Origin of the sequence: Tenacibaculum dicentrarchi (assembly GCF_964036635.1) — a bacterium.
Lineage (GTDB): Bacteria > Bacteroidota > Bacteroidia > Flavobacteriales > Flavobacteriaceae > Polaribacter > Polaribacter dicentrarchi.
On record NZ_OZ038524.1, the window covers coordinates 1,865,001 to 1,876,743 of the forward strand.

Sequence of the window (11,743 nt, forward strand, 5' to 3'; positions counted from 1 at the left end):
GCCCAGGACGTAAGGGCCGTGATGATTTGACGTCATCCCCACCTTCCTCACGGTTTGCACCGGCAGTCTCTCTAGAGTCCTCAGCTTAACCTGTTAGCAACTAAAAATAGGGGTTGCGCTCGTTATAGGACTTAACCTGACACCTCACGGCACGAGCTGACGACAACCATGCAGCACCTTGTGATCTGTCCGAAGAAAACTCTATCTCTAAAGCTGTCAGACCACATTTAAGCCCTGGTAAGGTTCCTCGCGTATCATCGAATTAAACCACATGCTCCACCGCTTGTGCGGGCCCCCGTCAATTCCTTTGAGTTTCAGTCTTGCGACCGTACTCCCCAGGTGGGATACTTATCACTTTCGCTTAGTCACTGAACCGAAGTCCAACAACTAGTATCCATCGTTTACGGCGTGGACTACCAGGGTATCTAATCCTGTTCGCTCCCCACGCTTTCGTCCCTCAGCGTCAGTATATACGTAGTAGACTGCCTTCGCAATCGGTATTCTAAGTAATATCTATGCATTTCACCGCTACACTACTTATTCTATCTACTTCCATATAACTCAAGTCAATCAGTATCAAAGGCAGTTCCATCGTTGAGCGATGGGATTTCACCTCTGACTTAATTGACCGCCTGCGGACCCTTTAAACCCAATGATTCCGGATAACGCTCGGACCCTCCGTATTACCGCGGCTGCTGGCACGGAGTTAGCCGGTCCTTATTCTTACAGTACCGTCAAGGATCTACACGTAGATCGGTTTCTTCCTGTATAAAAGCAGTTTACAACCCATAGGGCAGTCATCCTGCACGCGGCATGGCTGGTTCAGAGTTGCCTCCATTGACCAATATTCCTCACTGCTGCCTCCCGTAGGAGTCTGGTCCGTGTCTCAGTACCAGTGTGGGGGATAATCCTCTCAGACCCCCTACCTATCGTTGCCATGGTAAGCCGTTACCTTACCATCTAGCTAATAGGACGCATAGTCATCTTGTACCCATAAATGTTTAATAGTGTTCCGATGCCGAAGCACTACATTATGGAGTATTAATCTTCATTTCTAAAGGCTATCCTCCTGTACAAGGCAGATTCTATACGCGTTACGCACCCGTTCGCCGGTCGTCATCTATGCAAGCATAATGTTACCCCTCGACTTGCATGTGTTAAGCCTGCCGCTAGCGTTCATCCTGAGCCAGGATCAAACTCTTCATTGTATATTTTAAATAATATTTAATGAATAAGTTTCAAAAGAATTTAACTTCGTTAGAAGTTGTGGTTATTCTACTCTTATTTACGCTGTCAATTTCAATATTTTCAATGAACCTAGTTTTTAAAAAAAAAACCAGAGATAAGAATAATCTTATCATTTTTTGTAGAAACGTTAGAATCGAACTAACTGACATACTATTGTCATTTCCAAATTTCTTTAATCGTTACGCTTTCTGAAAGCGGTTGCAAATATACATTCTTTTATTTGTTTTAAACAAGTTAAAATTAACTTATTTTTTACATTTTATTAAAATGATACTTAACGATATTTTAAGGAACAGTTGTTAACTTTTAAACTTGCGTTTTGTTGTTAGCGGTTGCAAATCTACGTCCTTTTATTGGACTGACAAGGGGTTTTATTTGTTTATTTTAAAAGTATTTTATTAATCGCTGATTACTAGAAGATTGATTTGTGTGTTTTTTTATCTTTTATGTTCTATTAGTTTTAAAAAGTAGGATTCTGCTAAAATTAGCACATATCAATATCTGAAATTATGTTTTTTTGGAGTGTTAAAAGTCATTAAAAATAGCTTAGAACGTTTTGTTTTGCTATTTTAGTAATAGATTTTTATTTGTTTTTTTGATTTTAATACTGATAAAGTTCTCGATACTATTTTTTTGAAGGAAAAAAAATCACTCGAACTGACAGTTTATTGTTCGTTTATGGAAATTTTACTTCCGATTTTCAGGCTGATGTTCTGGGGTTCTCATTTTGATGCGATGCTGAAATAAATTCAGCAGGACGTTTTGAATTACCTAAACAGAAAAAAAATCATTAGAACTGATATTTATTATTCGTTAATGGGGTTTCGTTTTGAATTCTCCAAACAAGAACAAACCTCACAGGTTTTAAAAACCTGTGAGGTTTAAGTTTTACTGCTCGAAATGATAGTATAAACTTTGCCTAAATTATAGTTAAGTTCTCGAATTATTAAAAAAAGTACAAATGCCTAGCCCCGATTGAAGCTTTGTTTGAGCTCTTTTTTTGATTTTTCTTCAAAAAAAAGCGAGTGCGGAAAGCGGGTAATTGCTTCTAATAAAATAATTATTGACTTAATAAAGATAAATATAAGGTCTTTCTGTTCATATTGTATATTTGTTTATTATCAAAACAGTTTATAAAATAAAATATCTATGAAAAAAATGATGATTGCCGCTATGGTATTAGTGGTTTTTGCTGCAAATGCTCAAGAAAAATTTAAAAAACAAGATAGTCAAAAAATTACAGTTTATGGTAGTTTAAGACCCTCTGTTACTTATCGAAATGATAAAGTAAAAAATATTGAAAGCCTTGATGTTACTGATTTTTTCTCTCGATTAGGTTTTAAAGCGGAACAGAACATTGATAAAAATCTAACGGCTTTTGTTCATGGAGAATGGGATATTGATATTGAAGGTGATGCCGATTTTGGCGATGCTCGTTTAGGCTATGCGGGTTTAAAAGGAAATTGGGGACGCATTGCTATTGGTAAACAATGGTCGCCACATTACAATATTGTTGCCGAAGTAACGGATGTTTTTAACCATAGGTCGAGCCCTTTTGCTTATGATACGCAAAGTCCTTTTAGAACTAATAATTTGGTTACCTACAAAAATACATTAGGAAATTTTAAAATTGATGCAGGTGTACAAATAAATGGTGATTCTGGCTCTACTAATGGCGGGGTTACTGATGATGCCTACGGAAGAAGTTATGTGGATAGCGCAATACTTGGTGTAGGATATACTGCTGAAAATTTTTATTTAGGAACTTCTTATTTAGCAGATGAAGATAAAACTGGTGTTAAGCGTGATATTTTTGCTTTTGCAGCTTCCACTACGCTTTTTAATAATTTATATACCGCTATTAATTATCAAAATATTAATATTAAAAATAATGATGATTTAAAACTGGATGGAAGTACCTTAGATGTTGCTGCTGTATATTCTTTTAATGAAAGATATCACCTTAAATCAAGCTATTTTAATTATGATAACGGTACTGTAAATGGTAATGGTTTTAATTTTACTTTTGAAAAAAGGTTTAAAAAGAACGTTCGAACCTATATTGAAGTTTTAAACTATAATGATTCTGATAAGCCTGCAATTACAAATGTTTCGGTTGGTTTACGTTACGATTTATCGTATGATTTGTTGTAAAATAATAAAATGGTAGAGACGCGATAAATCGCGTCTCTACGGAATTATATAAACAAAAAATTATCTAATTAATTTTCTGTATTTAATTCGTTTTGGCATTAAATCACCACCTAAACGTTTCTTTTTATTTGCTTCGTATTCAGAGAATCCTCCTTCAAAGAAATACACTTCACTGTTTCCTTCAAAAGCTAAAATATGTGTACAAATTCTATCTAAAAACCATCTATCGTGACTAATAACAACTGCACAACCAGCAAAGTTTTCTAAACCTTCTTCTAATGCTCTTAATGTATTTACATCTAAATCATTCGTCGGTTCATCTAATAATAAAACATTTCCTTCTTCCTTTAAAGTCATTGCTAAGTGTAAACGGTTACGCTCACCTCCAGAAAGTGTAGAAACTTTTTTGTTTTGTTCACTTCCTCCAAAATTAAAACGACTTAAATAAGCACGAGAATTTACTTGCTTCCCTCCCATCATTACTAAATCTTGACCTTCAGAGAAATTTTCCCAAATAGATTTATCAGGGTCAATGTTAGAGTGTGCCTGATCTACATAAGCGATTTTTGCCGTTTCACCGACTTTAAAACTTCCTGCATCAGGAGTTTCTTCTCCCATAATCATTTTAAAAATAGTGGTTTTACCTGCACCATTTGGTCCGATAATTCCAACAATTCCTGCTTGTGGCAAATTAAACTCTAAGTTATCATATAATAATTTATCGCCAAAAGCTTTTGAAACACTACTTGCTTCAATAACATTCGTTCCTAAACGTGGACCATTAGGAATATAAATTTCTAATTTTTCATCCGTTTGTTTCTGGTCTTGACTCATCAACTTATCATAGTTCTTCAAACGTGCTTTTTGCTTTGTTTGACGACCTTTAGCTCCTTGACGAACCCACTCTAATTCTCTTTCTAATGTTTTTTGACGCTTAGAAGCTGTTTTACTTTCTTGTGCCATTCTGTTAGATTTTTGATCTAACCAAGAAGAGTAGTTTCCTTTCCAAGGGATTCCTTCACCTCTATCTAATTCTAAAATCCAACCAGCAACGTTATCTAAGAAATATCTATCGTGCGTTACAGCAATTACCGTTCCTTTATATTGTGCTAAATGATGTTCTAACCAGTGTACAGATTCTGCATCTAAGTGGTTGGTAGGCTCATCTAATAATAAAATTTCTGGTTCTTGTAATAATAACCTACATAAAGCAACTCTTCTACGTTCCCCTCCTGATAAGTTTTTAATTGGCGTATCAGCATCTGGAGTACGTAATGCGTCCATTGCAATTTCTAATTTAGTATCAAGTTCCCAAGCATTAGAAGCATCAATTTTATCTTGAAGTTCTGCTTGTTGCGCCATTAACTTATCCATTTTATCAGCATCAGAATACACTTCTTCTAAACCAAACATATCGTTGATTTTGTTGTATTCTTCTAAAATTGCTACGGTTTCTGCAACACCTTCTTTAACTATTTCAATAACTGTTTTGGTTTCGTCTAATTTTGGTTCTTGCTCTAAATAACCAACTTTATAACCTGGTGAAAAAGTAACATCACCTTGAAAATTTTTCTCTACTCCTGCAATTATTTTTAATAAAGTAGATTTACCCGACCCATTTAAACCTAAAATACCAATTTTAGCTCCGTAAAAGAAACTTAAATAAATATCTTTTAAAACTTGTTTATTGGTACTTTGATAGGTCTTTGAGACCTTACTCATTGAAAAAATAACTTTCTTATCGTCTGACATTTTGTTGTAATTTTGATTTAATTAAACTCTTCCTTTTAAGGCATTAAAAACCCATGCGTTTGCAAAAAAACCTAAGCCTACTGCTGCAAAACCATATCCTGCTACCTCATCATATCTAAAAGCTCCTAAGCAGACTAATAAAAGCCCTATTAAAACCATTATAAGTGTTGCCCATGCTAAGACGTTATTTTTATTCATTGCCATAATTTACTCTTTTTACTCTTTACAAAAAATATGTGGGGCAAATATCGGCTTTTATTTTATTATTTTTGATGACACTTTTGCCTTTTCGCTATAAAATAGCTTATAATACTTTTTTAAGAGCTATAATTATCGCTATTTTACTACTATTTTAATAATTAACGATATTTAAAATCTTTTTATACGCTTCTTATTTAACTTAAAATTTTAAATTAAATTCTAACTTTACTTCAGATAAACAAAACCCCTAGCCCCGATTGAAGCTTTGTTTGAGCTCCTTTTTTTGATTTTTCTTCAAAAAAAGAGCGAGTGCGGAAAGCGGGAAATAGCTTCAAATAAAAAATTTACTGCCTCCCTAATTTACGTAAAGCAACCCATTGTTTCATCTTTTCTCTAGCATCGGTTGCTGGATAACCAAGTACAGTTTTTCCTGCGGGAACATCAGCTATAACACCAGAACCTGCTCCTACAACTGCACCTGAATGAATTGTTGTATGGTCTTTTATGGAAGCACTTCCGCCAATAATAACGCCATCGCCTAAGGTTACTGAGCCTGCTAAACCACTACTTCCTGCCATAATACAGAACTTTCCTAAAACAGAGTTATGCCCTATTTGAACCAAGTTATCAATTTTACAACCATCGCCTAAAATAGTTGAGCTAAATTTACCTCTATCGATACATGAATTTGCACCAATTTCTACTTGATTTCCGATAACAACATTTCCTATATGCGGAATTTTTGTTAATCCTTGTGCGCTTGGTCTGTAACCAAATCCGTCAGCTCCAATACTTACATTAACATGAAAAATACAGTTATTTCCGATAATAGTTCTTTCTCTAATTACCGTACCCGACCAAACTGTGGTATTTTGACCAATAGTAGTATCATCAAAAATAGTAACGTTTGGATATAATATAACATTATTAGCTAACACAACATTTTTACCAACATAAGTATTTGCTCCTATTTTACAGCCTTCGCCTATTGTTGCAGTTTTATCGATTACAGCTGTTGGATGAATTGCTGTTTCAAAATGTGGTGCTTCTGGTTGAAATGCCTCTAATAATGTTGCCATTGCTAAATCGGCATTTTCAACCTTTATGAATGCTTTATTATCTTCTGGATGAATATCTAACTTACTACATACAATAGCTGCACTTGCATTAGAAGTATTCCATAATTTTGCAAATTTTTTATTTCCAATAAAAGTAATTTGTCCTTTTTGAGCTTTTTCAATTTGCTCGGGAGCAGTAATTTTTTCAGTGCAATTTCCTAATAATTCTCCATTTAATAATGAATTGATTTCTTGTATAGTAAATGAGTTCATTTTATTTTTTTGGGGATTAATTTGTTAAAAATAGTGTTTAATTCCTTATTAAAGACAAATCAAAAAAAAATCCTACATTAATGTAGGATTTTTAAAATACTAGTATTTTTTTATTAAATCTCCGCCGCTAATCTACTTCCTTGATTAATCGCACGTTTTGCATCTAATTCCGAAGCAAAATCAGCTCCTCCAATTACATGTATTTTGATACCTTTTTCTTCTAAAGGTGTTACTAATTCTTTAAAAGGAAGTTGTCCTGCACAAATAATTACATTGTCTACGGCTAGTATTTTTTGCTCCTCTCCTTGGGTATAATGCAAACCTTCATCATCAATTTTCGTGTATTGAACTTCATTTATAAACTGTACTTTTTTCTTTTTTAAAGTAGCTCGATGAATCCAACCTGTTGTTTTTCCTAAGTTCTTACCAAATTTTCCTTTGCTACGTTTAAACATAAAAATTTCTCTTGGCGATGGATGAAATTCAGGTGTAACATTTTCAATTCCTGCACGCGATTTTAGCGATTTATCAATTCCCCATTCCTGTAACCAAGTATCAATATTTAAGGCAGTACTTTCTCCTTGGTGTGCTAAATATTCCGATACATCAAACCCAATTCCACCAGCACCTATAACGGCTACACGTTTACCTACATGTTTTTTGTGCTTAATTACATCAATATAATTTAATACTTTTTCGTGTTCAATTCCGTTAATTCTTGGCATTCTTGGCGTAATTCCTGTGGCGATAATTACCTCATCAAAATTTCCTTTTTGTAAATCATCCGCAGAAACTCGTGTATTTAATTTTACGGTTACTTTTTGTAATTCTAATTGTTTTTTAAAATATCGAATTGTTTCGTAAAATTCTTCTTTTCCAGGAATTTGCTTCGCGATATTAAACTGACCTCCTATTTCTTTATCGGCATCAAAAAGTGTTACTTCGTGTCCTCTTTGAGCTAAAATTGTAGATGCAGATAATCCTGCTGGTCCTGCACCGACTACGGCTATTTTTTTCTTATTTTTCGTTGGATTATAATTAAATTCGGTTTCGTGGCAAGCTCTCGGATTTACCAAACAACTCGCTACTTTTTGTTGAAAAGCATGGTCTAAACACGCCTGATTACAAGCAATACAGGTATTTATTTCATCATCACGTTCTTGTTTTGCTTTATTTACCCACTGCGGATCTGCTAAAAACGGACGTGCCATAGAAATCATATCGGCATGACCTTCTGCCAATACTTTTTCTGCGGTTTCGGGCATATTAATTCGGTTTGAAGTTATCAACGGAATTGATAATTCTTCTTTCATTTTTTGAGTAACCCAAGTAAATGCTCCTCTTGGAACGGATGTTGCAATGGTTGGAATACGTGATTCATGCCAACCGATTCCCGTATTAATTATGGTTGCTCCTGCTTTTTCTATTTCTTTTCCAAGTTGCACGACTTCTTCCCAAGAACTACCTTGTTCTACCAAATCTAACATAGATAATCTATAGATAATAATAAAATTTTCACCTACGGATTCTCTTATTTTTTGAACTAATTCTACGGCTAAACGGATTCTATTTTCATAAACTCCTCCGTAATTATCGGTTCTTTTATTGGTTCTTTTTACAATAAATTGATTGATTAAATAGCCTTCCGACCCCATAATTTCAACACCATCATACCCTGCTTCTTGCGATAATTTAGCAGAATTCACAAAATCTTTAACCGTTCTTCGGATGCCTGATTGTTTTAATTCAAAAGGTTTAAACGGATTAATTGGCGCTTTTATTTTTGATGGAGCAACGGTTAACGGATGATATCCGTAACGCCCAGAATGTAAAATTTGCATGCAAATTTTACCACCTTCTTTATGCACGGCATCGGTAATTATTTTATGTTCTCTTGCGTGTTTTTTAGTGCTCATACGAGCTGAAAATGGGGCTGTCCAACCTTGAATATTCGGTGAAATACCTCCTGTAATAATAAGCCCTACGCCACCTTTTGCTCGTTCAGCATAATATGTTGCGATTCTTTGTGTTCCATTTTTTTCCTCCTCTAAACCTGTGTGCATAGAACCCATCAAAATACGATTCTTTAATGTTGTAAATCCTAAATCTAATGGTTCAAAAATGTGCTTGTATTTCATCTATTACGTGTTTTAAAGTGTTATGCGTGCATAATATATTGCAAGATACGTTTTTTATTAAAACAAAAAACTCAAGTATTTTCTTAAAAAGAACGTACTTGAATTTATTGTTTTAATATCTATTTATGTTAGTTAGCACCTATACTAATTTACATAAGCTATTTACTAATTCTTTTTTTAAATCTTCTATAAAAATGGTAAGTTGTTCTTTTTTTATCCCTGGAACACAAATTACGTGAGCTATATCTTCTTCAGATGCTAATTGATATTTTTTACATATTTTATCTGAAGGCTTTTCTAATACTACTGTTAACGCATTATTGTTTCGCCATGCTTTTACACCAATTTTATTCAATTCAGCTTCTAAATATGTGGCTAATACTTGTGATTCTTTTACTCTTTTTGCTAAGCCATTTTTTCCATGTTTTTGAATAAAAGACCACAAAAATAAAGGTGTTAACCCATTACGAGAACCTGTAATTGTAGTATCAAAAGTACCTACGTAAGATATTGAATTAGCAATACGATTTCTGTGTTTTCGCTTTGCCATTACAATTCCACAAGGAATAGGACCACCTATAAACTTATGCCCAGAAATGGCAATACTGTCAACACCTTCTGAAAAATCAAATTTTGGTTTTGGCGTTACAAATGGTGCTATTGTTCCTAAAAAAGCGGCATCGCAGTGAATATAATAATCTTTTATCGCATATTTTTTGATAATTTTTTTAATTTCATCGAGTTTATCAACAGCTTCAGTCATAGTTGTACCAATATTCAAAAAGAAAATAGCTGGTTTATCTCTACGTAACATTAATATTTGTGCTAAATCATCATAATCTATTTCACCATTTGCTTGGCTTCTAACTACAATATTTTTAATATTTAATAAGTGTAAGTTCTTTTTAACACTATAATGTGTTGCTTCACTATAATACACCACCGCATCAGGAAAATTTTCTCTAGCCAAATATAACCCATATAAATTTCCTTCTGTTCCACCATTTGTTACATAACCCCAAGTATCTTTTAAGTTTGATGAAAGAATATCTGCAAAAAAAGCAATACATTCTTTCTCAACATCTTTTGTGTCAATAGCTAAGGTAGAGTCAGATTCAGGATCACCTACATTATTAATACATAAATCTAAAAAAGGAGCAAATTCTTTATATGAAAAATCTTTTGCTAATGGATAACCTAAAAAGGTTTCTGTATTTTTACTAATTCTATTATATATTTTTTCAATTTTATTCATCACTTTTATTTTTTATACAAAGATAAAAATCAATTTAATAAAACTATTTTAAAGGATAAATTAAGGATTTTATCCTTTAAAATAAATTTTTAACAGAAAAATATACTTTACTTTTGATTTATATAACCTTAAACAGAAAGATATACTATGCAACAGTTAGACGCTATTGATTTACAGTTAATAAATGAACTTCAAACAGACGGAAAACAATCTATAAAAGAACTTTCTCAAAAGATAAATTTATCGATTACACCAACACATGAACGTATTAAAAAAATAGAAGCAAGAGGAATTATCAAAAAATATGTGGCAATTGTTAATCCTGAATTAATTAATAAAAGTTTGATTGTATATTGTCAAATAACCTTACTAGAACATCAAGAAGTTGCTTTTAAAGAATTTGAAAACTATATAAATTGTTTAGATGAAGTAATGGATGTTTCTTACATAGCAGGTGGCTATGATTTCTTATTAAAAGTAATTGTAAGAGATATTAAAGAATATGAAAACTTCATCTTAAAAAAAATGTCACAACTTAAAATTATTTCAAATATTCAAAGTTCTTTTGTAATTCGGCAAATAAAAAATGAAACTAGAATAAGTGTGAAATAACTTTTTTAAAAAAGCAAATAATTTAAATAATTTAAGAAATAATTAACAACTGCGCAAAAAAAATCTTGTTTTATTAAATTTTAAACATATTTAATAAATAGCTGATAAAATTAAACAGCCTTATAAATATAATTAACTTAGGTTTGCAGGTTAATTATTAAATATAAAAAAACAAGAAAAATGTCTATTAAAAAATTTACAAGTAGTATTTTAATGCTGATTTCAGTATTAAGTTTTAGTCAAGGAATTACAGTGCAAGGAATTGCAAGAGACCCTAACAATAATGCAAGACAAAATCAACCAATTACAATTTTAGCAGAGCTAAATTACCTAAACCCTATCTCAGGTGCTAATGTAGTAACTTATAACGAAACAATAACAATTATTACAGATGAATTTGGTGTATTTTCTACTGTTTTAAAAGTACCTAATTCTATACAAAGTATTTTAACTGCTCATGAGCATTACTTGAAAATATCTGAAGGTTCAATGATTATTTCTAACGAATTATTACGTTATGTTCCTTATGCTTACTCAGCTTATAATGGTGTTCCTTCTGGAAGTATAATGCCATACATAGGTGTATCTGCCCCAAAGGGTTGGATGTTATGTGATGGTAGAAGCATACCAACAACCGATGAAACAGCAATACTTCGAGATTTATTAGGTGCAAGTGTTACACCTAATTTAAATGGTATGTTTTTAAGAGGTACAGGAACTAGTCCTGTTAATAAACAAGATGGTCCTACTTTAATGAACACACAAGCTGATCAAAATAAATCTCATAAACATGGTAAAGGAAATTTAAAAACCACAGCTGATGGAAACCACAGTCATACACTTAAAATAAGAAAGCATTTTAGAAGTTTTGATGGAGCTGATGGGTCTGACCAACCTTATCAAGATGAAGGGTCTTCTAGTGATAATCTTAGAACTAATAACTCTGGTAATCACTCTCATAATATTACAGGAGAAACTTCAAATACTGGAGGGAATGAATCTAGACCTGTAAATTTTGGTGTAAACTACATTATTAAACTTTAAGCTATAAC

Annotated in this window: 8 protein-coding genes and 1 rRNA gene (1 of these 9 running past the window's edge); 3 read left to right on the forward strand and 6 right to left on the reverse strand. The window is 32.7% G+C overall.

The annotated features are described in order from the left end of the window. Positions 1-1,208 (reverse strand): 16S ribosomal RNA (locus ABNT14_RS08065) (it extends 310 nt beyond the left edge of the window). 1,189 nt (positions 1,209-2,397) lie between these two features. On the opposite strand from ABNT14_RS08065, the gene ABNT14_RS08070 reads away from it, so the two are divergent. Further along, positions 2,398-3,402 carry a porin gene (locus tag ABNT14_RS08070; protein WP_101902373.1) on the forward strand — a complete coding sequence of 335 codons (1,005 nt, stop codon included), beginning with the start codon at positions 2,398-2,400 and terminating at the stop codon, positions 3,400-3,402. A gap of 60 nt (positions 3,403-3,462) precedes the next feature. Here the strand turns inward: ABNT14_RS08070 and ettA are convergent, their stop codons facing one another. The 5 genes from ettA to ABNT14_RS08095 all read right to left on the reverse strand — a co-directional run bounded on the left by ettA (position 3,463) and on the right by ABNT14_RS08095 (position 10,079). Next, entirely contained in the window at positions 3,463-5,154 is a 1,692-nt protein-coding gene (gene ettA, locus ABNT14_RS08075; RefSeq protein ID WP_101902374.1) for an energy-dependent translational throttle protein EttA, read from the reverse strand. A 21-nt stretch (positions 5,155-5,175) separates the two neighbouring features. Continuing rightward, positions 5,176-5,352 carry a CAL67264 family membrane protein gene (locus ABNT14_RS08080; protein WP_232115264.1) on the reverse strand — a complete coding sequence of 59 codons (177 nt, stop codon included), beginning with the start codon at positions 5,350-5,352 and terminating at the stop codon, positions 5,176-5,178. Between the two features lie 347 nt (positions 5,353-5,699). Continuing rightward, positions 5,700-6,686 (reverse strand): UDP-3-O-(3-hydroxymyristoyl)glucosamine N-acyltransferase, encoded by a 987-nt coding sequence (lpxD, locus tag ABNT14_RS08085; protein ID WP_101902376.1) that lies wholly within the window; start codon positions 6,684-6,686, stop codon positions 5,700-5,702. Between the two features lie 113 nt (positions 6,687-6,799). Next, positions 6,800-8,824, reverse strand: a complete 2,025-nt coding sequence (locus tag ABNT14_RS08090; RefSeq protein WP_101902377.1) for an NADPH-dependent 2,4-dienoyl-CoA reductase — start codon at positions 8,822-8,824, stop codon at positions 6,800-6,802. A gap of 139 nt (positions 8,825-8,963) precedes the next feature. Further along, positions 8,964-10,079 (reverse strand): histidine decarboxylase, encoded by a 1,116-nt coding sequence (locus ABNT14_RS08095; RefSeq protein ID WP_101902378.1) that lies wholly within the window; start codon positions 10,077-10,079, stop codon positions 8,964-8,966. 147 nt (positions 10,080-10,226) lie between these two features. Between ABNT14_RS08095 and ABNT14_RS08100 the strand changes: the two genes are divergently transcribed. Together ABNT14_RS08100 and ABNT14_RS08105 are read left to right on the forward strand one after the other, a co-directional pair. Beyond that, positions 10,227-10,691 carry an Lrp/AsnC family transcriptional regulator gene (locus tag ABNT14_RS08100; RefSeq protein WP_101902379.1) on the forward strand — a complete coding sequence of 155 codons (465 nt, stop codon included), beginning with the start codon at positions 10,227-10,229 and terminating at the stop codon, positions 10,689-10,691. Positions 10,692-10,871: 180 nt separating this feature from the next. Continuing rightward, positions 10,872-11,735, forward strand: a complete 864-nt coding sequence (locus ABNT14_RS08105) for a phage tail protein (protein WP_101902380.1) — start codon at positions 10,872-10,874, stop codon at positions 11,733-11,735. The last annotated feature ends 8 nt before the right edge of the window (positions 11,736-11,743 follow it).

Excerpts from the sequence above, each read along its gene's own strand:
- ABNT14_RS08070 (WP_101902373.1), top strand. The coding sequence starts at position 2,398 with ATGAAAAAAATGATGATTGCCGCTATGGTATTAGTGGTTTTTGCTGCA.
- ettA (WP_101902374.1), bottom strand. The coding sequence starts at position 5,154 with ATGTCAGACGATAAGAAAGTTATTTTTTCAATGAGTAAGGTCTCAAAG.
- ABNT14_RS08080 (WP_232115264.1), bottom strand. The coding sequence starts at position 5,352 with ATGAATAAAAATAACGTCTTAGCATGGGCAACACTTATAATGGTTTTA.
- lpxD (WP_101902376.1), bottom strand. The coding sequence starts at position 6,686 with ATGAACTCATTTACTATACAAGAAATCAATTCATTATTAAATGGAGAA.
- ABNT14_RS08090 (WP_101902377.1), bottom strand. The coding sequence starts at position 8,824 with ATGAAATACAAGCACATTTTTGAACCATTAGATTTAGGATTTACAACA.
- ABNT14_RS08095 (WP_101902378.1), bottom strand. The coding sequence starts at position 10,079 with ATGAATAAAATTGAAAAAATATATAATAGAATTAGTAAAAATACAGAA.
- ABNT14_RS08100 (WP_101902379.1), top strand. The coding sequence starts at position 10,227 with ATGCAACAGTTAGACGCTATTGATTTACAGTTAATAAATGAACTTCAA.
- ABNT14_RS08105 (WP_101902380.1), top strand. The coding sequence starts at position 10,872 with ATGTCTATTAAAAAATTTACAAGTAGTATTTTAATGCTGATTTCAGTA.